This window comes from Sphingobium fluviale (assembly GCF_004122115.1).
In the GTDB taxonomy this organism is placed as follows: domain Bacteria; phylum Pseudomonadota; class Alphaproteobacteria; order Sphingomonadales; family Sphingomonadaceae; genus Sphingobium; species Sphingobium fluviale.
Genome location: NZ_SBKP01000003.1, coordinates 88370 through 114394, shown reverse-complemented (window position 1 = coordinate 114394; position 26025 = coordinate 88370). Strand labels below are relative to the sequence as shown.

General features: G+C 62.1%; 29 protein-coding genes. 12 read left to right on the top strand and 17 right to left on the bottom strand.

Annotated elements, in window-relative coordinates:
* Positions 1–148 precede the first annotated feature (148 nt).
* On the top strand, positions 149–1114 hold the full coding sequence (locus EQG66_RS04710; protein WP_129403386.1) for a crotonase/enoyl-CoA hydratase family protein: 966 nt from the start codon (positions 149–151) through the stop codon (positions 1112–1114).
* A 17-nt stretch (positions 1115–1131) separates the two neighbouring features.
* Here the strand turns inward: EQG66_RS04710 and EQG66_RS04705 are convergent, their stop codons facing one another.
* The gene (locus EQG66_RS04705; RefSeq protein ID WP_245987867.1) at positions 1132–3168 is read right to left on the bottom strand and encodes a putative bifunctional diguanylate cyclase/phosphodiesterase; all 2037 of its coding nucleotides are present in this window, start codon (positions 3166–3168) and stop codon (positions 1132–1134) included.
* Between the two features lie 215 nt (positions 3169–3383).
* Between EQG66_RS04705 and EQG66_RS04700 the strand changes: the two genes are divergently transcribed.
* The 3 genes from EQG66_RS04700 to EQG66_RS04690 are packed head-to-tail and all read left to right on the top strand — an operon-like array spanning position 3384 to position 5011.
* Positions 3384–3602 (top strand): hypothetical protein, encoded by a 219-nt coding sequence (locus EQG66_RS04700; RefSeq protein WP_129403384.1) that lies wholly within the window; start codon positions 3384–3386, stop codon positions 3600–3602.
* A 13-nt stretch (positions 3603–3615) separates the two neighbouring features.
* Positions 3616–3996, top strand: coding sequence for a hypothetical protein (locus EQG66_RS04695; RefSeq protein ID WP_129403383.1), 381 nt, complete (start codon positions 3616–3618; stop codon positions 3994–3996).
* Positions 3989–5011 (top strand): sulfotransferase, encoded by a 1023-nt coding sequence (locus tag EQG66_RS04690; protein ID WP_129403382.1) that lies wholly within the window; start codon positions 3989–3991, stop codon positions 5009–5011. The genes EQG66_RS04695 and EQG66_RS04690 overlap by 8 nt, the downstream gene beginning before the upstream one ends.
* 8 nt (positions 5012–5019) lie before the next feature.
* Here EQG66_RS04690 and EQG66_RS04685 read toward each other — a convergent pair whose 3' ends face one another.
* The 6 genes from EQG66_RS04685 to EQG66_RS04660 all read right to left on the bottom strand — a co-directional run bounded on the left by EQG66_RS04685 (position 5020) and on the right by EQG66_RS04660 (position 9035).
* Complete coding sequence (locus tag EQG66_RS04685; protein WP_129403381.1) at positions 5020–5268, bottom strand: hypothetical protein; 249 nt, start codon at positions 5266–5268, stop codon at positions 5020–5022.
* Positions 5269–5354: 86 nt separating this feature from the next.
* Complete coding sequence (gene queA, locus EQG66_RS04680; protein ID WP_129403380.1) at positions 5355–6383, bottom strand: tRNA preQ1(34) S-adenosylmethionine ribosyltransferase-isomerase QueA; 1029 nt, start codon at positions 6381–6383, stop codon at positions 5355–5357.
* Between the two features lie 31 nt (positions 6384–6414).
* Positions 6415–7086, bottom strand: a complete 672-nt coding sequence (locus EQG66_RS04675) for a peptidylprolyl isomerase (protein WP_129403379.1) — start codon at positions 7084–7086, stop codon at positions 6415–6417.
* A gap of 240 nt (positions 7087–7326) precedes the next feature.
* Positions 7327–7845, bottom strand: coding sequence for a pantetheine-phosphate adenylyltransferase (gene coaD / locus EQG66_RS04670; RefSeq protein ID WP_129403378.1), 519 nt, complete (start codon positions 7843–7845; stop codon positions 7327–7329).
* Position 7846: 1 nt separating this feature from the next.
* A complete protein-coding gene (locus EQG66_RS04665; RefSeq protein ID WP_425470217.1) occupies positions 7847–8776 on the bottom strand; it encodes a polyprenyl synthetase family protein in 930 nt (309 codons plus the stop codon).
* A complete protein-coding gene (locus tag EQG66_RS04660) occupies positions 8766–9035 on the bottom strand; it encodes an exodeoxyribonuclease VII small subunit (protein ID WP_129403377.1) in 270 nt (89 codons plus the stop codon). The genes EQG66_RS04665 and EQG66_RS04660 overlap by 11 nt, the downstream gene beginning before the upstream one ends.
* A gap of 209 nt (positions 9036–9244) precedes the next feature.
* Between EQG66_RS04660 and EQG66_RS04655 the strand changes: the two genes are divergently transcribed.
* Positions 9245–9622, top strand: coding sequence for a YajG family lipoprotein (locus EQG66_RS04655; RefSeq protein WP_129403376.1), 378 nt, complete (start codon positions 9245–9247; stop codon positions 9620–9622).
* Positions 9623–9847: 225 nt separating this feature from the next.
* A complete protein-coding gene (purL, locus tag EQG66_RS04650) occupies positions 9848–12073 on the top strand; it encodes a phosphoribosylformylglycinamidine synthase subunit PurL (protein ID WP_129403375.1) in 2226 nt (741 codons plus the stop codon).
* Here purL and EQG66_RS04645 read toward each other — a convergent pair.
* Entirely contained in the window at positions 12070–12606 is a 537-nt protein-coding gene (locus EQG66_RS04645) for a GNAT family N-acetyltransferase (RefSeq protein WP_129403374.1), read from the bottom strand. The genes purL and EQG66_RS04645 overlap by 4 nt on opposite strands.
* A complete protein-coding gene (locus EQG66_RS04640; protein WP_129403373.1) occupies positions 12603–13397 on the bottom strand; it encodes a methyltransferase domain-containing protein in 795 nt (264 codons plus the stop codon). Before EQG66_RS04640 ends, EQG66_RS04645 begins: the two co-directional genes overlap by 4 nt.
* A gap of 45 nt (positions 13398–13442) precedes the next feature.
* Between EQG66_RS04640 and EQG66_RS04635 the strand changes: the two genes are divergently transcribed.
* Positions 13443–14630 (top strand): DUF418 domain-containing protein, encoded by a 1188-nt coding sequence (locus EQG66_RS04635; RefSeq protein ID WP_129403372.1) that lies wholly within the window; start codon positions 13443–13445, stop codon positions 14628–14630.
* Here EQG66_RS04635 and EQG66_RS04630 read toward each other — a convergent pair.
* The 6 genes from EQG66_RS04630 to fabD form a co-directional block, all read right to left on the bottom strand.
* Entirely contained in the window at positions 14620–14826 is a 207-nt protein-coding gene (locus EQG66_RS04630) for a hypothetical protein (protein ID WP_129403371.1), read from the bottom strand. The genes EQG66_RS04635 and EQG66_RS04630 overlap by 11 nt on opposite strands.
* A gap of 60 nt (positions 14827–14886) precedes the next feature.
* The gene (gene mltG / locus EQG66_RS04625; protein WP_129403370.1) at positions 14887–15855 is read right to left on the bottom strand and encodes an endolytic transglycosylase MltG; all 969 of its coding nucleotides are present in this window, start codon (positions 15853–15855) and stop codon (positions 14887–14889) included.
* Between the two features lie 8 nt (positions 15856–15863).
* Positions 15864–17120: a beta-ketoacyl-ACP synthase II gene (gene fabF / locus EQG66_RS04620; protein ID WP_129403369.1), complete on the bottom strand. Its 1257-nt coding sequence runs from the start codon at positions 17118–17120 to the stop codon at positions 15864–15866.
* A 171-nt stretch (positions 17121–17291) separates the two neighbouring features.
* Positions 17292–17525, bottom strand: a complete 234-nt coding sequence (locus EQG66_RS04615) for an acyl carrier protein (protein ID WP_129403368.1) — start codon at positions 17523–17525, stop codon at positions 17292–17294.
* 97 nt (positions 17526–17622) lie between these two features.
* Positions 17623–18363, bottom strand: coding sequence for a 3-oxoacyl-[acyl-carrier-protein] reductase (gene fabG / locus EQG66_RS04610; protein ID WP_129403367.1), 741 nt, complete (start codon positions 18361–18363; stop codon positions 17623–17625).
* A gap of 16 nt (positions 18364–18379) precedes the next feature.
* Positions 18380–19315 (bottom strand): ACP S-malonyltransferase, encoded by a 936-nt coding sequence (fabD, locus tag EQG66_RS04605; RefSeq protein ID WP_129403608.1) that lies wholly within the window; start codon positions 19313–19315, stop codon positions 18380–18382.
* 205 nt (positions 19316–19520) lie between these two features.
* On the opposite strand from fabD, the gene rpsF reads away from it, so the two are divergent.
* From rpsF to rplI, 3 genes are read left to right on the top strand one after another with little or no spacing between them, the layout of a single operon-like run.
* Positions 19521–19949 (top strand): 30S ribosomal protein S6, encoded by a 429-nt coding sequence (gene rpsF, locus EQG66_RS04600; protein ID WP_129403366.1) that lies wholly within the window; start codon positions 19521–19523, stop codon positions 19947–19949.
* A 14-nt stretch (positions 19950–19963) separates the two neighbouring features.
* Positions 19964–20188, top strand: a complete 225-nt coding sequence (gene rpsR / locus EQG66_RS04595) for a 30S ribosomal protein S18 (RefSeq protein WP_004212076.1) — start codon at positions 19964–19966, stop codon at positions 20186–20188.
* A gap of 11 nt (positions 20189–20199) precedes the next feature.
* Positions 20200–20811 (top strand): 50S ribosomal protein L9, encoded by a 612-nt coding sequence (rplI, locus tag EQG66_RS04590; protein WP_129403365.1) that lies wholly within the window; start codon positions 20200–20202, stop codon positions 20809–20811.
* Positions 20812–20880: 69 nt separating this feature from the next.
* On the opposite strand, the gene EQG66_RS04585 is transcribed toward rplI, so the two are convergent.
* Together EQG66_RS04585 and folE are read right to left on the bottom strand one after the other, a co-directional pair.
* Positions 20881–21648, bottom strand: coding sequence for an SDR family NAD(P)-dependent oxidoreductase (locus EQG66_RS04585; RefSeq protein ID WP_342775113.1), 768 nt, complete (start codon positions 21646–21648; stop codon positions 20881–20883).
* Between the two features lie 2 nt (positions 21649–21650).
* Positions 21651–22259, bottom strand: a complete 609-nt coding sequence (gene folE, locus EQG66_RS04580) for a GTP cyclohydrolase I FolE (protein WP_129403363.1) — start codon at positions 22257–22259, stop codon at positions 21651–21653.
* A gap of 286 nt (positions 22260–22545) precedes the next feature.
* Here folE and EQG66_RS04575 point away from each other — a divergent pair, with 286 nt between their 5' ends.
* Both EQG66_RS04575 and EQG66_RS04570 read left to right on the top strand, forming a co-directional pair.
* A complete protein-coding gene (locus EQG66_RS04575; RefSeq protein ID WP_129403607.1) occupies positions 22546–23754 on the top strand; it encodes an acetyl-CoA C-acetyltransferase in 1209 nt (402 codons plus the stop codon).
* A 26-nt stretch (positions 23755–23780) separates the two neighbouring features.
* Entirely contained in the window at positions 23781–25967 is a 2187-nt protein-coding gene (locus EQG66_RS04570) for a 3-hydroxyacyl-CoA dehydrogenase NAD-binding domain-containing protein (protein ID WP_129403362.1), read from the top strand.
* The last annotated feature ends 58 nt before the right edge of the window (positions 25968–26025 follow it).

Genomic DNA, 26025 nt, shown 5'->3' with positions numbered 1-26025 from the left:
TTATGCCACATCGATACTCCGAAATGGTTAACGCGGCATGATTCACCGAGTCCCGTCGTTGCGCTGTCATCGATCCCATGTTCCGTTCCCAGCAGGACAGATCGCACCGTTCACGAGGGGAAGCATGGACGAAATACGGATAGGCCCTATGGACATCGCGGTTGCCGATGATTCTGTTTCAGCGACTGAGGTGGCTTTTGCACCGGCTTTAGCCTCGCCTGACAGCGCGGCTAGTCCGGTTGATCAAGCGGAGGCGACGGCTCTCGCCTTTGACCTCCCCGGCCAGTCCAAGCTGTTCGACCTCGGCCAGATAGATGTGCAATGGGAGCCGGAGCTGAACACGCTCTGGGCGTTCATCACCCCGCTTGACCGGCCTAACTATAATCTCGGCCTGCTGCGCGATACGATGACATGGCAGATGGAGGCGAAGAAGGTCTTCGCCGCCGAGCCGGATGCGCTGCGTTATATGGTGCTCGGTTCGCGCTTTCCCGGCGTCTTCAACCTCGGCGGCGATCTGGAGATGTTCGCGCGCTGCATTGAAAATCAGGATCGGGAGACTTTGAGGCAATATAGCCATCTGTGCGTCGATATCGTTGACCGCGTATGGCACTGCAACGACATGCCGGTGATCAACATCGGGCTGGCGCAGGGCGATGCACTAGGCGGCGGGTTCGAGGCGCTGATGTGCTTCGATGTCATCATTGCCGAGCGACAGGCGCGCTTCGGCCTGCCCGAAGTGCTGTTTGGCCTGTTTCCCGGCATGGGCGCCTATTCTATCCTCGCGCGCAGGCTTGGCCATGCCGTGGCAGAACGTATGATCCTCTCTGGCAAGGTCTATACCGCAGAGGAAATGCACGAGATGGGGATCATCTCGGTGTTGGCAGACCCCGGCAAAGGCGAGGAGGTCGCGCGCGAATATATCGCCACCAACCGGGATCGGCATGCCGGGCAGCTTGGGGTCTTCCGCGCCGGGCGGCGCGTGATGCCGCTGGAACTGGCGGAGCTGCGAGACATTGTCGATGGCTGGGTCGATACCGCGATGAAACTGACCGAGCGTGACCTCAAGATGATGCGACGGCTGGCAAACGCACAGACACGGCTGCACCGGCGCTAACGAACCCAGACGAATATTTATCCGTTCGCGCGGCGGCGTTCTTTGGAGGACGTCACCGCTGCTCTGACGCGGCCGTTGCGCGCAGATTTGGCGGCGATGGCGGCCGGGATAGTCACATTGCGCAGCACCATATCGGTCATCACGGCCACCGATTGCGGTTCGCTCATCAGGAAGCCCTGCACATTGTGGATGCCTGCATCGCGCGCATAATCGAGCTGCTCGTGCGTCTCGATCCCCTCGGCCACAATCTCCATGTCCAGCGCCTCTGCCATCAGCGTCACCGCGCGCACGATCGCCTGATCCTCGCGGCTGGTGGCGATGCCGGTCATAAAACTGCGATCGATCTTGATGCTGTCGAAGCGATAGGACCGCAGATAGCTCAGCGACGAATAGCCGGTGCCGAAATCATCGAGCACCATGCGCAAGCCTATCTGTTGCAGCGCCTTCAACATATGCTGGGTGTGGCTGTCGTCATCAAGAAAGACGGACTCCGTCATCTCCAGCTCCAGCCTGCGCGCGGAAAGGCCAGTCTTGACCAGCGCCTCGATCACCGCGGTTGGCAGTGCGCCGGAATTCAGCACAGCGAGCGAGATATTGATCGCGAGGCGCACGTCCTCCGGCCAATGGGCCGCTGCCTCACAAGCACGATCAATGGTCCAGTGGGTGATTTCCTCGATTGTCCCTGTGCTCTCCGCCAGTGGAATGAATTCGACGGGTGAAATCTGGCCCAGTGTCGGGTGGTTCCAGCGCAAGAGCGCCTCACAGATCACGATCCGTCCGCTTTTCACCTCGAAGATCGGCTGAAATTTCAGCACCAGTTCGTCATTCGCGACCGCACGGCGCAGACCTGTCTCGATTTCGTGGATGCGGTGGAACCGCTCCTTCATCGACCACGCAAAGCTGACCACACGGTTACGGCCCTTGTTCTTGGCCTCATAAAGCGCGAGATCTGCATGCTGCATCAGCTCCTCGGCGTCTCGCCCGTCCTGCGGGCCGACCGCGATGCCGATAGAGGCGGTATTGACGAGGAAATGCTCGCCCACGCGCAGGCCTTTGTGCAGTGCATCGAGCATGTCGGCGGCCAGCTCCTGCGCCTCGGTACGATTGGCGCCGGGGCAGAGGATAACGAACTCATCGCCGCCAAAGCGCGCTATGTGGCCACGCTCGCCCAATGCCTGGGTGAGCCGCTCCGCCACGGCACGCAACAGGCCATCGCCCACCTGATGACCCAGCGAATCGTTCACCTCTTTGAACTTGTCGAGGTCCATCCACAGGATCGAGAGTGCATCATGGCTGCGGCGATTCTGAGCAAACAGGTCGCGCAGGCGCATCTGCATCGCCATACGGTTTTCAAGGCCGGTAAGGCTGTCATAGCGCGCCAGCCGCTCAAACTTGGCGGCGAGCAAGGATTTTTCCTGCTTGCCGCGCAGTGCCTCCACCACGATGCGGTGCGTCGTGCGCGTAATGTCGCGCATAGCGAATATCATGACGAACAGCACAATCGCGAGCGTACGATACCCGAAATCGCCGCTCAACCACAGCCCCACGACCGTGGGTAGCAGAGCGAGGCTCGTCTGCCCCAGCGCAATCTTGACCCGGCCGGCGTTGCGCCCGGCGATCCCCGCGCCATAGCCGGTCGCCAATGACACCGAGAGCATATGGATCGCCGAATCGTCGGTGCGCACCAAAGTCACCAGCGCCAGTACACCCAGCATAGCCGCATAGCTCCAGGCGCCCAGTTCATAGGCCAGCTCCCAGCGCCGGTAGGCCCGCGCCACGCCGCTCTTGAGCTTGCGGTAATAGAAAATGGCCGAAATACTGCGCGCTACCGCGATCAAGGAGATAATCACGGCGCATCCGGTCATCACCGGATCATGCGAGATGTGCGCTATCGCGATGCTGAGGAGGAAACCAGAGAGCGCGCCGATGCCAAGCGATGTCGGCGAGGCATACAGGCTCTCCACGAGCGGCCGCCTGATATCGGCCTCGTTCGCCCTCGCCCGCGCGAGGAGAGTCAGCAATTGTGTGCCCAGTCTGCGCAAAGGCTTCTCCACGTCCCAGCCTTCGCTATGCCGCCGCGGAATTGACAAATCGTTAACCGCATATCGGCAATCGTCCCACAATGGCACAATCATGACAGACGCATATCGCCTTCGCTTCTGCAACAAATTCATGGTTGATAGCCGTGACAACCGCCGCGCCATGCCGCATAAGGCAGGGTGAAGCTGATTTCCGGGGAAATATGATGCGTCACGACATGATGAACCGAATGCCCGCAATAGCCCTCAGCGCGGCATTTGCTGTGCTTCTGCTGCCCAATCCTGCATTGGCCTATATCGGCCCCGGCGTGGGCGCGGGCGCAATCGGCGCGGTGCTGGGCGTGATCGGCTCGATCTTCCTCGGCCTGTTCGCAATCCTCTGGTATCCGATCAAGCGCATGATGAAGCGGCGCAAGAAGGGCAACGACGACGGCGCGGCAGGCGAATAAGGCCATTTCCCCGATGAGCGTGCCAGAAATCCTGTTGCTCAGCCTGGCGGCCATCCTCGCCAGCGAGCTGCTGCTGCGGCTGCCGGTGCTGCGTCAGGCGCACGGCCTGGGTGAGGTTGCGCGCAAATCCGCCGCCACCATCGCCAGCAAACGCATTTCGGATCACTGGAAAGAACGGATCCTCCCGGTCTACTCGGTGCGCATGGCGCGCTGTTCCGTGCTGTTTTTCCTGCTGCTGTGTTGCGCGATGGCGCCTGTCGGGCTGATCGGCCTTGCCGCGCCCGGTGGCGAGGCGCGCTGGCTGGAGCTGCTGATGCAGCCCGCCGCAATTGCCCTGCTCTGCGCGGTGTCGATTGCCTATATCGTGCTGCGCATCAAGGTGCTGCGTGGCTGATTACAGCGCGCTGGAAAAGCTGCTGCATCATCTGGCGCTCGGCTCCGCCATGCGCGGGGAGATGATCCACGACATAGAAAAAGGCATGTTCCTCAAGGCTGCCCCGCCCGATGAGGGCCGCCATGTCTTCGTTTGCGGCCTCGCACGGGCGGGTACGACCATCCTGATGCGCGAGATCCACGGCTCCGGCGCGTTCGGTTCGCTCACCTATGCAGACATGCCGTTCGTGCTGGCTCCCAATCTGTGGAAGAAAGTCTCGGCGCGCGGCGCGCAGGCTGGCGAGAAGAAAGAGCGCGCGCATGGCGACGGCATCGCGGTCGATCAGCACAGCCCGGAGGCGCTGGACGAGGTCTATTGGCGCGTGTTCGCGGGCAAGGATTATATCCGCAAGGATCGGCTGACGCCGCACAAGCCCGACAGGGAGCAGATCGCCGGCTATTGCGATCTCATCCGCCTTGTGCTGCTGCGCACCGGCAAGACGCGCTATCTCTCAAAGAACAACAACATGATCCTGCGCCTGCCCGCGCTGGCCAAAGCAATGCCGGACTCGACTTTCATCGTGCCGGTGCGCGATCCCGCCAGCCACGCAATGAGCCTGCTCGCGCAGCATCGCCGCTTCGCCGATGCGGATGCATTTACGCAGAAGTATATGCAGTGGCTCGGCCATCACGAGTTCGGCGCTACACATAGGCCGTTCGCTTGGGGGAGCGAGGAGATTTCGGGAGATCCCGCAACGCCGGACTATTGGCTCGCCCGCTGGATCTCGGCACACCGGGCGCTGATCGAGGCCGCGCGTGCGCACGACAATGTGCTGATCGTCCCTTCGGACGGGCTGGCGGGCGATCCGGCGCTCTGGCCCGCCCTCGCCGCCCGCCTCGGTATCGCTGCCAAGCCCTTGCAGGAAATCCGCGCCATGCCGGAGCGCGCCGCGCCACAAATCGAGCCAGATCTCACGAAAAAGGCCGCCGCGCTCTTTGCCGAGCTGGGCGACCTCTCTCGAATGGCGTTCGGGTAACGCGGCTATCAGGTGAAACGATTGCTCGATGGCGGATCGCTCGCCGGAAAGCTCTCATCGCTCGCCTGATCAAGCTCATCCCAATCCTTGATGTCGCTCGCCATGGCTTCCTGCCCGGCGTTGCGGACGTCGACCGCGCCGGGCGTAGATTCGCCGGTGGCAAACGCCGCGCGCGACACGCCCTGCGGGCTTTTCTTCCAATATCGATACAGGCCATAGCCCAGCGCCGATGCGAATGCTAATTTCAACAATGCCATTGGCTGCTCCTTTTAGAATGTTTGCCTTGCCGGTTACAATTGTTGGCATGGCCGATGGTTCCCCCGAAGCCCAGAGAGGGAGCCGATCAAGGGATGAGCAGACTCGCGTCTCCATAACTATAGAACCGATAGTATTGCGCGATTGCATGGGCATAGGTCGCCTGCATCCGCTCCAGCCCCATAAGCGCCGAAACGAGCATAAAAAGCGTCGAGCGCGGAAGGTGGAAGTTGGTCATCAGGCCGTCAATGGCGCGAAAGCGGTATCCGGGCGTGATGAAGATGCGCGTCTCACCAGTCCAGCCATGCAGCAGCCCCGCGTCATCCGCCGCGCTTTCCAGCACGCGCAAGCTGGTGGTGCCGACCGCGATCACCCGCCCGCCGCGCGCCCGCACCGCATTGAGCCGCTCCGCCACCTCTGCGCTTAAAGTCCCCCACTCGGCGTGCATTTTGTGGTCGGCGGTATCCTCCGCCTTGACGGGCAGGAACGTGCCCGCGCCGACATGCAGCGTCACCTGCTCCGTGCCTATGCCCGCCTGTTCCAGCGCCGCCACAAGGCCGGGCGTGAAATGCAGTGCAGCGGTGGGCGCGGCGACCGCGCCATCCTTTTGCGCGAACATCGTCTGATAATCCGCCTTGTCGCGCTCGTCCGCCGCGCGCTTGCCCGCAATATAGGGGGGCAGCGGCATGCGCCCCGCCCGCTCCAGCAGCAGCTCTACCGGCTCGTCACCCTCGAAGCATAGCGTGAAGCCGCCCTCGTCATCCCGCTCCTCGGCGATGGCGGTAACACCTGCGCCGAAGTCAATGCGGTCGCCCGCGCGCAGCCGCTTGGCGTTGCGGACAAACGCCTGCCAACGCCGCAGGTCGATGCGCTTGTGCAGCGTTGCGCCGATCCGCGCTTCTCCGCGCGTTCCCTCAAGCTGGGCCGGGATCACGCGGGTGTCGTTGAACACCAGGCAATCGCCCGCGCGCAACAGGTCGGGCAGATCACGCACAGACGCGTCGCGTAGCTCCCCCCCGCCCTCCATCACCAGCATGCGCGCGGCGTCGCGCGGCTCGGCGGGGCGCAGGGCGATGCGCTCCTGCGGCAGCACGAAATCGAAAAGGCTTACGTCCATAGTCTCAGCGGATCGACCCGCGCCCGCTGGTTCAGCTTGCGGGCGCTGCCGCTTCCATCCGCGCGGTGACGATCTTGGTCGGGTTTTCGGGAGGCTCGCCCGTAGCAATAGCATCCGCCGCCGCCATGCCCTCGATCACGCGGCCCACCACGGTATATTTGCGGTCAAGCTGCATGCGGGGGAACAGCATAATGAAGAACTGGCTGTTGGCACTGTCTTCGGACTGAGAGCGCGCCATCGAGACGACGCCGCGCACATGCGGCAGATAGCTGAACTCCGCCTTGAGATCTGGCAGCTCGGACCCGCCGGTGCCATCGCCCTTCGGGTCTCCGCCCTGCGCCATGAACCCTTCGATCACGCGATGGAACGCCAGCCCGTTGTAGAAACCCCGCCCGGTCAGCTCCTTGATGCGCGCAACATGGTTGGGCGCAACATCGGGGCGGAGCTGGATGCGCACCGTGCCGCCGTTGGAAAGCTGGAGCACCCAGACATTCGAGGAATCGAGTGGGATGCTGGCGGGCGGCAATGCCATCTTCGGCCCCTTGCGCAGCGCCTCCGCCTGGCGCGCGGCCTTGGCGGAACGTTCGGCCTTCTCCATTTCCTCGGCCTGCGCCTTGTTCTGTGCATAGGCGGTGCCGGTGCCAATGGCGCCAAAGGCCATCAGTGCCGCGAGGGCCAGACGAACAAACTTGTTGGGCTTCATTAAATAGCCTCTCCGATAGCGATTCTGTGCACCATATGCGCGATAATGGGATGGGGATGAACCAAAAATGAGCATCAGCCTATGATTTAAAATTCGCGGATAAGCGAATTTTAAGGGCGGCACCAGCCCGCTCCCCCTCCCAACCGCCCGACAGGATACCATATCGGGCGGTTGGGAGGGGGAGCGGGCTGGTGCCGGAACCCGAAATGCCTGCGCAGCGGCGCATTTCGGAAGCCAGCATCAAGCGCCCTTGCGCCCCATTTGCTCTACCCGCGCCGCCACTTCGTCGCGCACCTTAGGGCTCACGAAACGGTGGATCGGCCCACCATAGAGCGCGATTTCCTTGACCAGCCGCGATGCGATCGGCTGGAGCGAGACGTCCGCCATCAGGAACACGGTCTCGACCGTATCGTTGATCTGCTGGTTCATGCCCGCCATCTGATATTCATATTCAAAGTCCGCGACGGCGCGCAGTCCCCGGATGATGACGCCCGCGCCCTGCGCGGAGGCAAAATCCATCAGCAGCGCGTCAAACCCGACTACCTCCACCTCGGCATCCAGCCCGGCACATTCTCTGCGCACCATCTCCAGCCGCTCCTCGACCGAGAACATCGGCGATTTGCTGGGGTTGGTGGTTACGCCGATGATGAGCTTGTCCACCAGCTTCGCGCCCCGGCGGATGATGTCCATATGCCCCAGCGTGATGGGATCGAATGTGCCGGGATAGACCCCGATCCGTGTTCCGGCAGTATCCCCCATATCAGCGGTCCCTTTCGATCACATAATCGGCAATCGCGCGCAGCAGGCCTGCCCGCTCGTCAAAACCGTGCAGGTGCGCCTTCGCCTGTTCCACGAGCATGCGCGCCTGTTCGCGCGCGCGCTCTGGCCCCAGCAGCGAGACGAAGGTCTGCTTGCCCGCCTGCGCATCCTTGCCCACTGCCTTGCCCGTCACCGCCGCATCACCCTCGATGTCGAGCAGATCATCCGCGATCTGGAAGGCGAGGCCAATGTCATGCGCATAGCCATGGAGGCCCACACGCGCTTCCGATGGCAAATGCGCCATAATCGCCGCCGCCTCGATGCAAAAGCCGATCAGCGCGCCGGTCTTCAATTGCTGCAGCCGGGTGATGGTCGGCAGATCGAACACCGCGCTTTCGGCCGCGATGTCCATCATCTGCCCGCCCGCCATGCCTCCGGTTCCGCTGGCCTTGGCCAGCGCACGTACGAGGTTGATGCGCACGAATGGATCGGGATGGGTCTCCTCCCCCGCCAATATCTCGAAGGCGAGGTCATGCAGGCTGTCTCCCGCAAGGATCGCCGTCGCATCGTCGAACGCCTTATGCACGGTGGGTTTGCCCCGGCGCATATCGTCATTGTCCATCGCGGGCAGATCGTCATGCACCAGGCTGTAGACATGGATACATTCCGCCGCGAGGCCCGCGCGCAGCAGATGGCCGGGGTCGAGTGAGAACAGCGCACCCGCCGCCTTCACCAGAAGGGGGCGCATCCGCTTGCCCCCGCCAATCGCCGCATGGCGCATCGCCTCGATCAGCGGGCGGCGCGGATCATCGGGAATGTCGAGCAGTGTATCAAAGGCGCGGTCCACATCGGCGCTAATTTCCTGCAACGCGCTGCGCAGCAATGCTCTTCCGCTCGGCGGTTCGCCCGGCGCAGCCATCTCAGTCCGCATGAAAGGCTTGCGCGCCGACAGGAGCGCCGCCCGCACCGATGGCAAGCTTCTCGATCCGCGCTTCAGCATCGGCCAGCCGCTGCTGGCATTGCGCGCGCAGTGCCTCTCCGCGCGCATAGAGCGCAATCGATTCATCGAGCGCGACATCGCCCCGTTCCAGCTTCTGCACGATGCTCTCCAGCTCACGCAGCGCCTCCTCGAACGAAGGCGCATCCGGCTGAGAAGCGGGCGAAGGCGATGACGGATTATCCTGTGCCATGGCGCAGCTTTGGCGTCCCCCTCGCCCCCGGTCAAGCGCCGCGTGACCGCTGCCCGCTGTTCATCCGCTGAAAAAAGTGCGGTAAGCGCAAAATTTCTGTAAAAATTCCAGTCCAAGAGCCGTTAACCATTGACGGCATTGCTGCACCTGCACATAGGCTCCAGTCGCTTACCACAAGCCTGTCGCATATAATTTTTGGAAAGCTCCTCATGAAAAAGACCTTCGCTCTCGTTGCCCTCTCGTCCATGCTTGCGCTTGCCGCCTGCAACAATGAACCGGAAGTGATCGATCGCGGACCGCCGGACCCGCTGGGCGATCAGCTCAACAACGCTGCTCCTGTGGAACTGCCGCCGAGCGTCAAGGTCAGCAAATCCTATCGTTGCGCCGATGGCTCGCTGCTGTTTGCGGATTTCATGTCTGACGACAAGACCGTAATGGTCAAGACCGAGAAGGAAGGTGCCGCCACCAAGCTGATGATGGCAGAGCCAGGCAAGCCCTTCACCGCCGAGGGCTATTCGCTCACCGGCAATGGCGATGCCGTCACCGCCGAAGTACCGGGCAAGGCCTCGCAGAGCTGCAAGGCGTAAAGTTTTAGAGCGGCGCCAGCCCGCTCCCCCTCCCAACCGCCCACAGGATGCCCTATCGGGCGGTTGGGAGGGGGGGGCGGGCTGGCACCGAAACCCGAAATTTCAGCGCAGCGGCAAATTTCGGACAAATATGAGGGCCGGGTGTGCAAACATCCGGCCCATTTTCTTGGCCTCATATGCGCAAAAGCGGTTTTCACGTGGCCGTGCTTTGACTAAGGGGCTGGCATGACCGAGACAGCCAGCGCCATCACGCCCGAAATCGTCGCCGAACACGGCCTCAGCCCCGAAGAATATGCCCGCGTGCTGAACGCGCTGGGACGCGAGCCGAACCTGACCGAGCTCGGCATCTTCTCGGTAATGTGGTCAGAGCATTGCTCCTACAAATCCAGCCGCATCCATCTGAAGAAACTCCCCACAGAAGGCCCGCAGGTCATCTGCGGCCCCGGCGAAAATGCGGGCGTGGTTGACATTGGCGACGGACAGGCGGCCATCTTCAAGATGGAGAGCCACAACCACCCGTCCTACATCGAACCCTATCAGGGCGCGGCGACCGGCGTTGGCGGCATATTGCGCGATGTGTTCACCATGGGCGCGCGCCCCATCGCCAACATGAACGCGCTGCGCTTTGGCAGGCCCGATCACCCCAAGATGCGCCACCTGATCAGCGGCGTCGTGCGCGGCATCGGCGGCTATGGCAATTGCGTCGGCGTGCCCACCGTGGGCGGCGAGGTGAACTTCCACCCGGCCTATGACGGCAACATCCTAGTCAACGCCATGACCGTCGGCGTCGCCGATCAGGACAAGATCTTTTATTCGGCGGCGAGCGGCGTCGGCAACCCCATCGTCTATGTCGGCTCCAAGACCGGGCGTGACGGCATCCACGGCGCAACGATGGCGAGCGCGGACTTCGGCGAAGACAGCGAGGAAAAGCGCCCCACCGTTCAGGTCGGCGATCCGTTCACCGAAAAGCTGCTGATCGAGGCATGCCTTGAGCTGATGGCGTCAGACGCGATCGTCGCGATACAGGACATGGGCGCGGCGGGCCTCACCTCCTCCAGCGTCGAGATGGCGTCCAAGGGCGGCGTCGGCATCCGGCTCGATATGGACAAGGTGCCCCAGCGCGAAACCGGCATGACCGCTTACGAGATGATGCTCTCCGAAAGTCAGGAGCGCATGCTGATGGTGCTGAAGCCCGGCAAGGAAGCCTTCGCCGAAGCGATCTTCCACAAGTGGGAGCTGGACTTCGCGGTGATCGGCGAGGTGACGGACACCGGCCGCATGGTCCTCGTCCATCATGGCGAGACGGTGTGCGACATCCCCCTCGCCCCGCTGGCGGACGACGCACCCCTCTATGACCGGCCCCATGTCCCCACGCCCAAGCGCCCGCCGCTGACCGACATTCCCGCCTGCGCAGACATGGGCGCGGACCTACTCAAGATGATGGGCAGCCCGGACATCGCCTCGCGCCGCTGGATCTGGGAGCAGTATGACAACAAGGTCGGTGGAGACACGGTGCAGGCGCCGGGCGGAGACGCGGCGCTGGTGCGCGTCCACGGCACAGACAAGGCCATCGCGATCAGCACCGATTGCACCCCGCGCTATTGCTTCGCCGACCCGGTCGAGGGCGGCAAACAGGCCATCGCCGAATGTTGGCGCAATATCACCGCCGTGGGCGCAACCCCGCTCGCCGTCACCAATTGCCTCAACTTCGCCAATCCGCAGCGGCCGGAGATCATGGGGCAATTTGTCGGCTGCCTCGAAGGCATGGGCGATGCCTGCCGTGCGCTCGATTTCCCGATCGTTTCGGGCAATGTCAGCCTCTATAACGAGAGCAAGGCGACCGGCGGCGGCTCCGCCATTCTCCCCACGCCTGCCATCGGCGCCATCGGCCTGCTGAAGGACTGGACCAAAAACGCGACCATCGCCTTCAAGGGCGTGGGCGATATCATCCTCGCCGTCGGCCACTGGCAAGGCCATCTGGGGCAATCAATCTGGCTGCGCGAATGTCATGGCCGCGAAGACGGCCCGCCCCCGCCGGTCGATCTCGCCGCAGAGCGCAAGACCGGAGACTTCATCCGCGCGCATATCGCATCTGGCGCGATCAACGCCTGCCATGATGTGTCAGACGGCGGCATCGCCGTCACGGTCGCGGAAATGGCGCTCAGCGGCGGCATCGGCGCGATGATCCAGAGCCACGAGGCCAACCACGCTTTTGACGACCCCCGCGCCTTCTTCGCCGAAGATCAGGGCGTCTACATCGTCACATTGAGCGACGCCGCGCTTGCGGATTTCCTCGCCGCGGGCGAGGCCGCGGGCGTGCCGGTGCAACCCATCGGCCGCACCGTCGCCAACCGCCTGATCTTCGAACTGGCCGACAGCGACCACGCCGTCTCCCTCACCGACCTGCGCACCGCGCATGAGGGCTTTTTCCCGAAGCTGATGGATGGCTAGTCTCTACGGAATATAAATTCATGGTCGCGATGATCGCCCACCTTGAACTGATATTCCCCGACTTTCGTGAAACCGCGTGCGGCGTACACAGCCTGAGCCCGGTGGTTGCCTGAAAACACGCCGAGCCATACCGGCCCCGGCATATGTTCGGCAAGCCAGTCAAGTGCATGGTCCAGCAACGCCCTGCCCAGCCCTGTGCCCTGGCATTGTCCGATCACATAGAGTTGATACAGCTCGCCCTGCTCTGGCCGCGCCTCCGCATGCGGAAGCTTGCACGGGCCGACATGGGCATAGCCGACGAGACTACCATCGCTCGCCTGCGCAACCCAATGCGCCCGGCGCACGTCATGCAATTGCGCCGCCACCACGTCTTCGCCGTAGGACTCCCGCTCGAACACGGCCAGATTTCCGGCGCTATACTCGATGGGCACGGGGCCATCCACGAATGTCTCGCGAAACGTGCGCCTTTTGAGCACCGCCAGCGCGGCGGCGTCGGCGGGCACAGCGCGGCGTATCGTGTAGCCGTCGGTCATGCCCGATGCTCCGCCAACCGCGTCACCCGGCAATAGGCCACATGATAGGTGCATACCCCGCCCGCCTTGTCGAACGCGCGCATGACCTTGCGCATCTGCCCGGCCACCAGCGGCTCGCGTCCCTCGACCGGCACCGTCGCGCCGATGCCTTTCAGATGCGCGAGCAGCCCCCTCGACCCTCCAAAATCATGCGCATACTCCTCCTCGAACAGGAAGGCATCGGCATGGCGGGCGAGCATCGCGCGCAAACTGTCGGCATCGGGGTAGCGCGGCGTCCCCGCCTGTAGTCCATAAACGTCATGCGCCGCGCGCCATTCGTGAAAGCTGCGCTCCGCCATCGTCGCGAACATCAGGCTGCCGCCGGGCCGCAACAGCGCCGTCAGCCGGTCGAGCGCGCTCGGCAGGTTGGCAAACCATTGAAAGGTCAGGCTTGAGGCGATGAGGTCGAAATGCGCGCCGTCAAACGCGGGGGCCTCGCCATCCATCACGAGGAAGCGCGCCGCCAGATCGCCGCCCCGCTCGGCTTGCGCGATCATCTCCGCCGATATGTCTGTCGCGACGATCTCGGCATCCGGGAACAGACCGCGCAAATGGCGCGTCAACAGCCCAGTGCCACAGCCGATTTCGAGGATGCGCAGCCTGCCGCCATTGGGCGCGGGCTTGACCGGCTGAAGCCGCAACAGCTGCGCCAGCGTCGCCGCGACCACGCGCTGGATGCCCGCGTGCGCGTCATAATGCGGGGCGGCCGCGCCAAAAGCTCTGCCAATCCGTTGCGCGCGCTGCTCGATCATGACAAAGCGCCCTATTCGTATTTTTTGCCAAGGTGAAGGACCAACATGGCCCCCGCGCACGAGGAACACCGCCTGCCGATGATCGACATCACCCGCGGCTTCGCGGTGATGGGCATTTTGCTGATGAACATCATCGCCTTTTCGATGCCCGAGGCGGCCTATATCAACCCCAATGCCTGGGGCGGGACAAGCTTGGCGGACAGGCTGGCGTGGCTGGTGTCGTTTGTCGCGGTGGATGGCAAGATGCGCGGTCTGTTCTCGCTGCTCTATGGCGCGTCGATGATCCTGCTGATGGACCGCGCGGAAATGGCCGGGAAAAATGGGCAAACCTATATGGTCGTGCGCAGTTTCTGGCTGTTTGTGTTCGGAATCGCGCACTATTTGCTGCTATGGTGGGGCGATATCCTGACGCTTTATGCCCTGATCGGCCTTGTCGCGATGCGCTTCGCGGGCCGAGCGCCGCTGGAGCTGGTAAAGCTCGCCTTCCTCACCTTCGCGGCTCAGCTGGCGCTGCTCATCGTTCTCACTGTTGGAATCCAACAGCTGGGGGTATCATACTACCCCCTACTGATCGACAAAGCCGCAATCCACATGGAAATAGCCCTCTACAAAGGAAGCTGGGCCGGCATCTTCGCTCATAAACTCGCGGATATCTGGGATTGGGGATTTGCCGGGCTGCTCTACATGAGCTTGGATACGCTGGGCTTCATGCTGCTCGGCATGGCGATGCTGAAGGGCGGATTCCTCAGTGGCAAATGGGCGCGAGAGCATTATCTCGGCACCGCCCGCCATTGCTTCCTGATCGGCCTGCCGCCAATGATGGCACTCGGCATCTGGGTATGGGCCAGCGGGTTTGATCCGGCCACCACGTTTGCCGTGGTGGTGACCTGGTCCTTGCCCTTCCGCATCCCACTAACGGTCGGCTACGCCGCGCTGATCCTGGCGTTTGTTGCCGCCGGACGCGGCGCATTACTGAGCAGGGTAGAGGCGGCTGGGCGGATGGCGCTCAGCAATTATCTGCTCTGCAGCGTGGCGATGACCGCGCTGTTCTATGGCTGGGGGATGGGCCTATTCGCCTCCGTTCCCCGCGCGCAGGTCTATCTGTTTGTTCTGCCGCTATGGGCGCTGATGCTGGTCTGGTCCCCGCTCTGGCTCAGCCGCTTTGCCCAAGGCCCCGCCGAATGGCTATGGCGCGGCCTGACGCTTGGTAAGCCACAGAAACTTAGTCGGTAGGCGGAGTCTTCTCGGCGGCGGCCAGCTTGTCCACCTTCTTGCGCTTCGACCGCCCTGCATAGATCACCGCCGCCGCGATCGCCGCGGAAGCCACTGCCCCACCCAAGCCGATGAGTGCGGGCTTGGTCCAGCCAGATGCGACATCAGGCTCATCTGCGGTGGCAGGCGCGGCGGGCTTTGTACTATCTGTCGTCATAGGACGCATCATAAGACCGGGCACAGATCAATCACAAGTGCAAACTACCCGCACCCACCCTCAAATGCCGCGTTCTTTCCTGATCGCGAACCATTTGCGGACATTGGCCTCATGCTGCTCCAGTGTCTCGGCAAACACATGCCCACCTTCGCCGTCTGCCACGAAATACAGCGCCTTGGTCTTCGCGGGGTTGAGCACGGCGATGATCGAGTCTTTGCCGGGATTGGCGATCGGCCCTTTGGGCAGCCCGGCCATCGAATATGTATTATAGCCGTTCACAGCCTGAATCTCTGACCGTTTGATCCGCCGCCCCAGCGGCTTACCCTTGGTGATGGGATAAATGATCGTCGGGTCCGCCTGAAGGCGCATGCCAATGCGCAGCCGGTTGGAATAGACACCTGCCACGGTTGGCCGCTCCGCTGGAACAGATGTCTCCTTCTCCACAATGCTGGCAAGAGTGAGCGCCTCGGCCTTGGACTTGACAACCGTGTCAGCCGAGCGATTGGCCCACGCCTCGTCCAGCACCTGCGCCATCGCCCCTTGCATCCGGGCAAGCACAGCAGCACGCGTCTCACCCTTGTCATAGGCATAGGTATCGGGCAGCACACTGCCCTCTGCGGGCAAATCGATTGTGCCGGTCAACTGTTCCGCCGCCATCAGCCGCTCGTAAACGAGGATGGACGGCATGCCTTCGGGGATAGTGACGAAACGGCTGACGCCGACACCGCCGGTGAGAATGGCGAGGATATGCTTCGCGCTAGCACCCTTGGGAATACTATATTCACCCACCTTGATGCCCGTTGAGCCGCCTAAGAGGCGGGCGCGGAAATAGAATCCATCCGCAGAGCTGACCAGACCGGCTTCCTCCAGCGCGCTCGAGGCACTCTTGAGGGTATCGCCCTCTGCCACAACGAACGGCGTATCCTCCCTCGCCGGGCCGCTGGCACTCCAGCCATGAACGAACACCGCTCCGGCGATCATCACGCCCGCCAGCATTACCCCCAGCAGGATCAGAATAGTGCGGCGCATGGGGTGCGTCAGAGTGCTTTCATGATGAGGCTGGCGTTGGTGCCGCCAAAGCCGAAGCTGTTGTTCAGCACCGCCCGCACCTGCCGCTTGCGCGGAACATGCGGCACAAGGTCCACACCCTCGGTGCCCTCATCAGGATTGTCGAGGTTGAGCGTGGGCGGCACGATCTGATCCCGTATGCTGAGGATGCAGAAAATTGCCTCCACCGCGCCGGCGCCACCCAAAAGATGGCCAATGGCGGACTTGGTAGAGCTCATCGATACATTCGAGATCGCGTCACCAAACAGGCGGCGTACCGCGCCCAGCTCTATCGTGTCCGCCATGGTCGAGGTGCCATGCGCGTTAATATAATCAATGTCTGCCGGGGTCATGCCCGCCTTCTTGAGCGCTGCGGACATGGAGCGGAAGGCGCCGTCCATCTGCGGGTCTGGCGCGGTAACATGATAGGCATCGCCGGAAAGGCCATAGCCCACGACCTCGGCATAAATCTTCGCGCCGCGCGCCTTGGCGTGCTCATATTCCTCCAGCACCACGACGCCCGCGCCCTCGCCCATCACAAAGCCGTCACGATCCTTGTCATAGGGGCGGCTCGCCTGTTCGGGGCGGTCGTTAAAGCTGCTGTTCAGCGCCCGCGCCTGTGCAAAGCCAGCGATGCCGATCGGGCAGATGGTGCTTTCCGCACCGCCCGCCAGCATGATGTCCGCATCGTCGTCCCTGATCATCCGCGCAGCATCGCCAATCGAGTGCGCGCCGGTCGAGCAGGCGGTAACGACCGCGTGGTTCGGGCCCCTGAGACCATATTTGATCGAGACTTGCCCCGAAATCAGGTTGATGAGGCGGCCGTGAACGAAGTGCGGCGACACCCGGCTCGGCCCCTTTTCCGCGAGGATGAGCGATTCGCTTTCTATACCCGGAAGGCCGCCGATGCCGGATCCTATGGAGCACCCGGCGCGCAGCTTGGTCGCGTCGTCCATCTCGGTAAGGCCTGCATCTTCCAGCGCCTGCCCGGCGGCATCAATGCCATAGATGATGAACGGATCGACCTGGCGCTGGATCTTGTGATCGACGCGCTTGTTGGGATCAAAGCCATATTCGTGATCGGCGGGTTTCACTTCACAGGCGATCTGGCATTTCTGGTCGGAAGCGTCGAACCGCGTGATCTTGCCCGCACCGCTTTTCGAGGCGAGGATGTTTTTCCACACAGTCTCAATGTCCGCTCCCAGCGGTGAAACTATGCCAAGGCCTGTTACGACCACACGACGCATACCCAGCTCCTAACCCAATCCTGCGGGCGGCCCAGACAGCGCCGGGCGCCCATCGTCAAACCGAAATGGCGGCTTCCTTACACGGGCCAAGCCGCGCCGGAAAGCCGCCATTGCATATTCCGTCTGCGCGCACGACCCGACGGAACCCGCCCAGCCGCGAACACAGCGCGCTTATTGCTTGCTGTCGATATAGTCGATCGCATCCTTGACGGTGCCGATCTTCTCAGCTGCATCGTCAGGGATCTCGACGCCAAACTCTTCCTCGAACGCCATAACCAGCTCGACGATGTCAAGGCTGTCCGCACCAAGATCGTCGATGAAGCTGGCGTCCTCGGTCACCTTGTCCGCCTCGACGCCCAGATGCTCGATGACGATTTTCTTTACGCGATCCGCAGTCTCACTCATGAGTGGTCCCTTTGTAGTGTCCGATTTGAACGAATGTTAACCCGTTGCTGCGCCCATGCCCTAGAACCCCGGACGCAGTGTTGCAAGACCCAAGTGGTCAAATCATCGCCATCCCGCCATTGACGTGGAGCGTCTGCCCGGTGACATACCCGGCCTGACGCGAGGCAAGATAGGCAGCAGCGGCGGCGATGTCATCCCCCTCGCCCAGCGCACCCGCCGGGATTTTCGCCAAAATGGCTTCCTTCTGCGCATCGGTGAGCGCATCCGTCATCGCCGAACGGATGAAGCCGGGCGCGATGCAGTTTACGGTCACGTTCCGGCTCGCCAGTTCCTGAGCCAGCGCCTTGGACATGCCAATCAGGCCAGCCTTTGAGGCCGCATAGTTCGCCTGCCCCGGATTGCCGGTAACGCCCACCACGGAGGTGATCGAGATGATGCGGCCAAAGCGCGCCTTCATCATCGGCTTGGCGGCGGCGCGCATCAGGCGGAAGGCCGCCTCAAGATTGATGCGGATGACATCCTGCCACTCTTCGTCCTTCATCCGCAGGATGAGGTTGTCGCGCGTCACGCCCGCATTGTTGAGCAGAATATCCAGCTTGCCGCCCAGCGCCTCAACCGCCTGCGGCACCAGCGCATCGACTGCAGCGGCGTCAGACAGATTGCACGGCAAGCAGACATGATCGCCGCCCAGTTCAGCTGCGAAGGCATTGAGCTTATCGATATTGCTACCCGACAGCGCCAATCGCGCCCCCTGTGCCGCCAGCCCCTTGGCAATGGCAGACCCGATGCCGCCGCTCGCGCCGGTTACCAGCGCCGTCATTCCTGTAAGATTGAACATAGTCTCTCCCTTATATTCAGAGCCCCGCCAGCAGCGCCTCGATATCATCCATCGTGACAACGCTGGTGACATTCGCATCCGGCGCGATGCGCTTGACCATGGGTCCCAGCACCTTGCCGCCCAGCTCCACGAAATCCGTTACGCCCGCGTCCCACATCGCCGCCACGCTCTCTCTCCAGCGGACGCGGCCCGTTACCTGTTCGACCAAGCGCGCGCGAATATCGTCTGGCGACGCGATCGGCGCGGCGAGCACATTGGCATAGACCGGCAGCAGCGGCGCATTGATGCTCGCTTGGGCAAGCGCCTCGGCCATCGCATCAGCGGCGGGTTGCATCAGAGGGCAGTGGAACGGGGCGGAGACAGGAAGAAGCACGCCGCGCTTGATATTATGCTCCTTCACGAGCGCGACCGCGCGTTCAACCGCGCCGCGATGACCGGAGATAACCACCTGTGTCGGGTCATTGTCATTAGCGACGGTGCAGACCTCTCCTTCTGCCGCTGCATCGGCCAGCGCCTGCGCCTTCTCGATATCGGCACCCAGCAGCGCGGCCATGGCTCCCTCGCCCACCGGCACGGCGGCCTGCATCGCTCGCCCGCGCAGCTTCAGCAGCCGCGCCGTAGTGGGCAGATCAAAGGCCTGCGCGGCGCACAGCGCGGTATATTCGCCAAGCGAATGTCCGGCGACATAATCGCCCTTCTCGGAGAGCTTTAGTCCGCCTTCTTTCTCCAGCACCCGCAGCGTGGCGATGGCGTTCGCCATGATAGCGGGCTGCGCATTCTCGGTCAGCGTCAGGTCACTCTCCGGCCCATCGCACATGATGCGGAACAGATGCTGCCCCAGTGCCTCGTCCACTTCCTGAAACACCTCGCGAGCGACCGTGCTGGCCTCGGCAAGTGCCTTGCCCATGCCAACCTGCTGGCTGCCCTGCCCCGGAAAGATGAATGCGCGCATCATGGTCCCCTAGATAAGATAGTGACCCGCTCCATAACGATTTGCGCGGCGCATGGAAGCCCCTTGCATTTCCCGCGCATTTCCGCCATAGGCCCGCCTTCGCAAAGCCGGAAGGCCGCGCGGAAGATGACTTAAGACGACAGCCGGAGGGGCGGTGCGCATGGTGCGCCCGTCAGCAATCGGCCAACGAAGAAAGCAAGCTGTCATGCCGCTTTACGAGCATGTATTCCTTGCGCGTCAGGATCTGGCCCAGGCCCAGGTAGACGCGCTGGCGGAAAACGCCACAGCCATTATCGAATCGAATCAGGGCAAAGTCACCAAGGTCGAGACCTGGGGCCTACGTTCGCTGGCTTACAAGATCGCCAAGAACCGCAAGGCGCATTATGTCATGCTCAACATCGACGCGCCCGCTGGCGTCGTCGCAGAGTTGGAGCGCCAGACCCAGATCAACGAAGACGTCATCCGCTATATGACTGTCCGCGTTGACGAGCTGGAAGCCGGCCCCTCCGTCATGATGCGCAAGGGCGACCGCGAGCGGGAACGCCGTGGTGGCCGTGATGGCGACCGCCCCGATCGTGGTGATCGCCCGGACCGTGGCCCGCGCCGCGACCGCGCTGATTTTGACGGCGAATAAGGAGATATAGAGACATGGCACGCCCATTTTTCCGCCGCCGCAAGAGCTGCCCCTTCGCCGCCAAAGACGCACCGAAGATCGATTACAAGGATGTTCGTCTGCTTCAGGGTTTCGTATCCGAGCGTGGCAAGATCGTCCCCAGCCGCATCACCGCGGTATCCGCCAAGAAGCAGCGCGAGCTGGCTCAGGCAATCAAGCGCGCCCGCCATCTGGGCCTGCTTCCCTACATCGTGAAGTGAGGAGCTAAGACATGGAAATCATTCTGCTCGAACGGATCGAGAAGCTGGGCGCCATCGGTGATGTCGTCACCGTCAAGGATGGCTACGCCCGCAACTATTTGCTGCCCAACAAGAAGGCGCTGCGGTCCAATGCATCGAACCGCAAGGTCTTCGAGGCTAACCGCGCACGCATCGAGGCAGACAATGCCGCACGCCGCGCTACTGCCGAGGCCGAGGCCGGATCGGTTGACGGTCATCAGATCGTGCTGATCCGTCAGGCGTCGAACGCCGGCCATCTCTATGGCTCGGTCGCGGTGCGTGACATCGTGGATGCGCTGCATACCGATGGCCACAAGATCGTCACCAAGGCGATGATCGTGCTCGAACGCCCGATCAAGACTTTGGGCGTCTTCGAGGTCAAGGTCGCGCTGCACCCGGAAGTGGCCGTCACCATCACGGTGAACGTCGCCCGCTCGCCGGAAGAAGCCGATCTTCAGAAGGATGGCGTCGATGTGATGGCCAGCATGTTCGAAAAGGACGAGGCTGGCTTCACGGAAGACTATGATCCCAATGCCGAGCCGGGCGAAATCGCCCGCGAGGTTGATGACGCCGCCGATACGGCCGAGGGTGAAACGGAAGCCTGATCTTCCGTCATCACGAAGACATAGAAAAAGCCCGCTGGAGCAATCCGGCGGGTTTTTTGCTGAGCCACCCTACAGGTGCATGAAATCCCGTGCATAGCTTCGTAGCTGCGCGCCGCCATCCACCGCGATCACCTGACCCGTGACGGAACGCGCACGGGCAAGATATAAAACCGCCTCTGCGATATCCTCCGGCTGTGGCAGCCGCCGCAGAGGCATCATATTCTCCAGACGCTCCATACGCTCCGCGTCATACGCATCTGTCGCCAGCGTCAGCCCTGGCGCAACCGCGTTGACGCGAATCCCTTGCCGCGCCATTTCCCGTGCTGCGATCTGCGTAAAACCGGCAAGCGCCTGCTTGGAAAGGGTGTAGGCGAGTTGATCGCCGTGGGGATGATTGAGCCTCTGGTCGAGGATATTCACTATGCAGCGCCCGTTGGCTGGGCTTTGCGTGGCGGCAAAGGCTTGGGCCAGCAACACGGGAGCCGCAGCGTTCACCGCGTAATGGCGCATCAAATCATCGGCTGTTACATCCTCCAGCCGATCCTGCCCAAACAATGCCGCGCTGTTCACCAGCACATCAGGCGCATGGCCAAAGTGCGCCGTCACCTCACGCATCAATGCGGTTGCGCGCTCTGGCTGGGAAAAATCAGCGACAAAGCCTGCCCATTTCACATCTGCCGCAGCAAAAGCGTCGGCCAGCCAGCCCTCCAGCGCACAATCATGGCTGCCATGCAATGCCAGCCGATAGCCCGCCTTTCCCAATGCTAGTGCAATATGACCACCTAGTCGCCGATGGCCGCCCGTTATCAGAGCGACCGGCGTATCGACCAAAGACACGCTTACAATCCCATCAGGCGCAAGACTTCCTTGCGGCTCTTTTCATCGTCTCGAAAGACGCCCATCATACGGCTTGTTTTCATCACCACGTCGGGCGTGCGCACTCCACGCCCCGTCATGCATCCATGTGTCGCTTCGATCACCACCGCGACACCGCGCGGGTGAAGATTATCCCATATGCAGTCAGCCACTTCCGCAGTCAGCCGCTCCTGCACCTGCAAGCGCCGGGCAAAGCCGTGCAGCACCCGCGCGAGCTTGGATATGCCCACCACATAATCACCGGGCAGATAGCCAATATGCGCAACGCCAGTGATCGGCGCCATATGATGCTCGCAATGAGACTGGAACGGGATGCCTTTCAGCAGTACAATCTCGTCATAGCCGCCAACTTCATGAAAAATGCGGGAAAGATGATAGGCCGGGTCTTCGGCATAGCCCTCGCAATATTCCTTCCAGGCCCGCGCTACGCGCTTTGGAGTGTCGAACAGGCCTTCGCGCTCCGGGTCATCTCCAGACCAGCGGATGAGCGTGCGTATAGCCTCTTCCACGTGGGCAGGAACTGCGATTTTCTCCAACTCCAACGTGCGCTCCTCACTTGCCGGATGGTTCATTGCGTTCCCCGTAACATGCTGGCCCAGCTTGCAGCCATATGTGCAACGATTCGGAAAAAGCCAGTCCTTATGCTCTCGCTATGGATATTCTTGGACTATAAATCATGTAACCGGCAGAAAAATGATATAAGAATATGTGTCAAAAGGACGCTACGTCACCCCCTGTTCGCGGGTGATAGCCATAATGCAACGGGCAGCATACCGGCCGAGACCCCTTGCACTTGCTGAAATTCGGCGCACATTAGGCATCAGGCAACAATAGCCACACCCAGCAGGAGAGAGCGTGATGGAAGCCTATATCTATGATGCGGTGCGCAGCCCACGCGGAAAGGGAAGGCCTGATGGCTCCCTTCATGAAATCACGCCTGTTGCGCTGGCTTCCCAGGTGCTGCGCGCCATCCCAGACCGCACACATATTGATACGGCCGATGTGGATGATGTGATCCTCGGCTGCGTCGCTCCTGTGGGCGAGCAAGGCGCAGATATCGCGCGCGTTGCGGTGCTGAGCGCTGACTATGACGAGCGCGTACCGGGCGTCCAGATCAACCGCTTTTGCGCGTCCGGGCTGGAGGCCGTCAACATGGCGGCAGCGAAGGTTGCATCGGGCGAGGCGCAGTTTGCTATCGGTGGCGGCGTAGAGAGCATGAGCCGCGTCCCCATGGCATCGGATGGCGGCGCATGGGCGACCGACCCTGCCGTGGCCTACAAAACCTATTTCGCGCCACAGGGCATCGGCGCAGACCTAATTGCCACGATGTTCGGCTTTTCCCGCGCGGATGTGGATGCGTATGCTGTCGAAAGCCAGCGCCGCGCGAAACAAGCATGGGATGAAGGCCGCTTCGCCCGATCTATCCTCCCCATCCGTGATGTGATCGGCGAAGTGATCCTCGATCATGACGAGCATATGCGCCCTGGCACCAACATGCAGTCGCTCGGCGCGCTCAAGCCCAGCTTTGCGGCTATGGGAGAACAGATGCCGGGCTTCGACGCGGTGGCCTATCTGCGTTACCCGGAGGTAGAGAAAATCGACCATGTGCATCATGGCGGCAACAGCTCCGGCATAGTCGATGGCGCGGCGGCGGTATTGATCGGCAGCAAGGCGATGGGCGAAAAATATGGCCTCAAACCTCGCGCCCGCATCCGCGCCGCCGCCTCCATCGGCAGCGAGCCGATGATCATGCTCACGGGGCCGGAGAGCATCGCGCAAAAGCTGCTCGACCGATCCGGCATGAGCAAGTCTGACATCGACCTGTGGGAGCTGAACGAGGCCTTCGCCAGCGTTGTCCTGCGCTATATGCAGGCGATGGACCTCGACCACAGCCAGATCAACGTCTGTGGCGGCGCGATTGCGATGGGGCATCCGCTGGGCGCGACCGGTGCGATGGTGCTCGGCACCGCGCTCGACGAGCTAGAGCGATCCGGCAAGGGAACCGCCCTCATCAACCTGTGCGTCGGCGCAGGCATGGGCACCGGCACGATTATCGAGCGCGTCTGAACAGCACAACGGAGAGGATTGATATCATGACACAGACCATCCGTTTCGATGTCGATGCAGACGGCATCGCCACCCTCACCATTGATTGCCCGGACCAGAGCATGAACGTGATCGGCGCTCAGTTTCTGGCCGATCTGGAGGCCGCGATAGACCGGATTTCCGCCGAGGACGCCATCAAGGGCGCGGTGATTGCATCGGGCAAGGACAGCGGCTTCATGGCCGGCATGGATTTGAAGGCAATGGAGGGCATGCTCCTCCCCCCACCGGGGAAAAGCCTCGACATGGCTACGCTGTTCACGCGCGTGTTTGAGCTCAACCGCGTGCTGCGCCGCCTTGAAACCTGCGGCAAGCCGGTCGCCTGCGCGATAGAGGGCATATGCGTCGGTGGCGGGTTTGAGCTGGCGCTGGCCTGCCACCGGCGGGTTGTCGGTGATAATCCGAAGACGCAGCTTGGTCTGCCTGAGATCCTCGTCGGGCTTTTCCCCGGCGGCGGCGGCAGCCAGCGCATGCCCCGCATCACCGGCGTGCAGACCGCATTGATGTATATGCTTCAGGGCAAGCTATTCGCCCCTGCCGAGGGTGCAGCCCTCAAGCTCATCGACGAAGTAGTGCCAGCCGGAACCGCGCTGGAAGCGGCCAAGACATGGGTTAAGGCCAATCCGGCCGCATTTGCCCAGCCATGGGATATCAAGGGCTATAAGGTGCCCGGCGGCGGCTCTGCCATGCACCCCGGCTTCGCCCAGACCTTCATGGGCGCAGTGCCCATGATGCAGAAAGAGGCCCAGCGCAACATGAATGCGCCTATCGCCCTGCTCTCCGCCATCTATGAAGGCCTGCAACTGCCGATGGACCGGGCGCTCCGCATCGAGAGCAAATATTTCGCGAAAGTGATCGCGCAGCCGCAATCGCGCAACATGGTCCGTACTCTCTTCGTAAACAAGCAGGCGGCAGAGCGTGGCGCCCGCCGCCCTGCGGATGTGGCGCCCTCCCCCACCAAAAAGCTCGCGATGCTCGGCGCGGGGATGATGGGCGCGGGCATCGCCACCGTATCCGCGCAAGCAGGGATCGAGGTGGTCCTGTTGGATCGGGATATGACCTCTGCGGAGAAGGGCAAGGCCCATGTCGAGGCGGAGCTGCAAAAGCGCGTCTCTCGCGGCAAAATGACGGCGGATAAGATGGCGGAAATCTTGGCCCGCGTCACGCCCGTCACCGATGCGGCGGACCTTGCCGGATGCGATTTCGTGATCGAGGCGGTGTTCGAGGACCCTGCTGTAAAAGCCGAAATAACGCAGCGTGTGGAAAAGGTGCTGGGCGCGGATACGATCTTCGGTTCCAACACCTCAACATTGCCGATCACCGGGCTGGCTAAAGCATGGAGCAAGCAGGAGAATTTCATAGGAGTTCACTTCTTCTCGCCGGTCGAGAAAATGCCGCTGGTGGAGATCATCCTAGGCGAAAACACGGGCGCTACAGCCATAGCAAAAGCCCTCGATTTCGTCCGACAGATCAAGAAGACACCGATTGTCGTAAACGACAGCCGCGGCTTCTACACCTCGCGCTGTTTCTCCACCTATGTAAGCGAAGGCGCACAGATGGTGGCGGAAGGCGTGAACCCCGCTCTGATCGAAAATGTCGGCAAACAGCTCGGCATGCCGGTCGGCCCGCTGGCGGTGGGAGACGAGGTGTCGATCGAGCTTGCTCACAAGATTACGGTCGCCACCAAAAAAGCGCTGGGCGATGCCTATAAGGCGACGGCTGCCGATAATGTGATCGAGAAGATGGTGGTAGAGCTGGGCCGCCTGGGCCGGAAGAATGGCAAAGGCTATTATGAATATCCCGCAGATGGCAGCGCGAAATTCCTCTGGCCGGGCCTCTCAGAGCATTTTCCCCGTGCCGCACAACAGCCGTCGGCTGCGCAGGTGCGGGAACGCCTGCTCTATCGTCAGCTTATCGAATGCGCACGATGCTATGAGGAAGGTGTGCTGACGGCGCCTGAGGACGGCGATATTGGCGCGATCTTCGGCTGGGGCTTCGCGCCGTGGACTGGCGGACCGTTCAGCCATATGGACACGGTAGGCACTAAGGCAGTAGTTGAAACGCTCGATAGGCTCGTGCTCGATTACGGCGACCGTTTCACCCCCACAGCGCAGTTGCGTGATCTGGCGGCACATGGGACAGGCTTTTACAGCGCGGCGAAAAAAGCGGCGGCTTAACGCGCTTTTCGTATTTCTGCTGCATTGCATCCACAGGCGCTTACCCGCTAACCGGGAA

Excerpts from the sequence above, each read along its gene's own strand:
- EQG66_RS04710 (WP_129403386.1), top strand. The coding sequence starts at position 149 with ATGGACATCGCGGTTGCCGATGATTCTGTTTCAGCGACTGAGGTGGCT.
- EQG66_RS04700 (WP_129403384.1), top strand. The coding sequence starts at position 3,384 with ATGCCCGCAATAGCCCTCAGCGCGGCATTTGCTGTGCTTCTGCTGCCC.
- EQG66_RS04695 (WP_129403383.1), top strand. The coding sequence starts at position 3,616 with ATGAGCGTGCCAGAAATCCTGTTGCTCAGCCTGGCGGCCATCCTCGCC.
- EQG66_RS04685 (WP_129403381.1), bottom strand. The coding sequence starts at position 5,268 with ATGGCATTGTTGAAATTAGCATTCGCATCGGCGCTGGGCTATGGCCTG.
- queA (WP_129403380.1), bottom strand. The coding sequence starts at position 6,383 with ATGGACGTAAGCCTTTTCGATTTCGTGCTGCCGCAGGAGCGCATCGCC.
- EQG66_RS04675 (WP_129403379.1), bottom strand. The coding sequence starts at position 7,086 with ATGAAGCCCAACAAGTTTGTTCGTCTGGCCCTCGCGGCACTGATGGCC.
- coaD (WP_129403378.1), bottom strand. The coding sequence starts at position 7,845 with ATGGGGGATACTGCCGGAACACGGATCGGGGTCTATCCCGGCACATTC.
- EQG66_RS04665 (WP_425470217.1), bottom strand. The coding sequence starts at position 8,776 with ATGCGGACTGAGATGGCTGCGCCGGGCGAACCGCCGAGCGGAAGAGCA.
- EQG66_RS04660 (WP_129403377.1), bottom strand. The coding sequence starts at position 9,035 with ATGGCACAGGATAATCCGTCATCGCCTTCGCCCGCTTCTCAGCCGGAT.
- EQG66_RS04655 (WP_129403376.1), top strand. The coding sequence starts at position 9,245 with ATGAAAAAGACCTTCGCTCTCGTTGCCCTCTCGTCCATGCTTGCGCTT.
- purL (WP_129403375.1), top strand. The coding sequence starts at position 9,848 with ATGACCGAGACAGCCAGCGCCATCACGCCCGAAATCGTCGCCGAACAC.
- EQG66_RS04645 (WP_129403374.1), bottom strand. The coding sequence starts at position 12,606 with ATGACCGACGGCTACACGATACGCCGCGCTGTGCCCGCCGACGCCGCC.
- EQG66_RS04640 (WP_129403373.1), bottom strand. The coding sequence starts at position 13,397 with ATGATCGAGCAGCGCGCGCAACGGATTGGCAGAGCTTTTGGCGCGGCC.
- EQG66_RS04635 (WP_129403372.1), top strand. The coding sequence starts at position 13,443 with ATGGCCCCCGCGCACGAGGAACACCGCCTGCCGATGATCGACATCACC.
- EQG66_RS04630 (WP_129403371.1), bottom strand. The coding sequence starts at position 14,826 with ATGACGACAGATAGTACAAAGCCCGCCGCGCCTGCCACCGCAGATGAG.
- mltG (WP_129403370.1), bottom strand. The coding sequence starts at position 15,855 with ATGCGCCGCACTATTCTGATCCTGCTGGGGGTAATGCTGGCGGGCGTG.
- fabF (WP_129403369.1), bottom strand. The coding sequence starts at position 17,120 with ATGCGTCGTGTGGTCGTAACAGGCCTTGGCATAGTTTCACCGCTGGGA.
- EQG66_RS04615 (WP_129403368.1), bottom strand. The coding sequence starts at position 17,525 with ATGAGTGAGACTGCGGATCGCGTAAAGAAAATCGTCATCGAGCATCTG.
- fabG (WP_129403367.1), bottom strand. The coding sequence starts at position 18,363 with ATGTTCAATCTTACAGGAATGACGGCGCTGGTAACCGGCGCGAGCGGC.
- fabD (WP_129403608.1), bottom strand. The coding sequence starts at position 19,315 with ATGCGCGCATTCATCTTTCCGGGGCAGGGCAGCCAGCAGGTTGGCATG.
- rpsF (WP_129403366.1), top strand. The coding sequence starts at position 19,521 with ATGCCGCTTTACGAGCATGTATTCCTTGCGCGTCAGGATCTGGCCCAG.
- rpsR (WP_004212076.1), top strand. The coding sequence starts at position 19,964 with ATGGCACGCCCATTTTTCCGCCGCCGCAAGAGCTGCCCCTTCGCCGCC.
- rplI (WP_129403365.1), top strand. The coding sequence starts at position 20,200 with ATGGAAATCATTCTGCTCGAACGGATCGAGAAGCTGGGCGCCATCGGT.
- folE (WP_129403363.1), bottom strand. The coding sequence starts at position 22,259 with ATGAACCATCCGGCAAGTGAGGAGCGCACGTTGGAGTTGGAGAAAATC.
- EQG66_RS04575 (WP_129403607.1), top strand. The coding sequence starts at position 22,546 with ATGGAAGCCTATATCTATGATGCGGTGCGCAGCCCACGCGGAAAGGGA.
- EQG66_RS04570 (WP_129403362.1), top strand. The coding sequence starts at position 23,781 with ATGACACAGACCATCCGTTTCGATGTCGATGCAGACGGCATCGCCACC.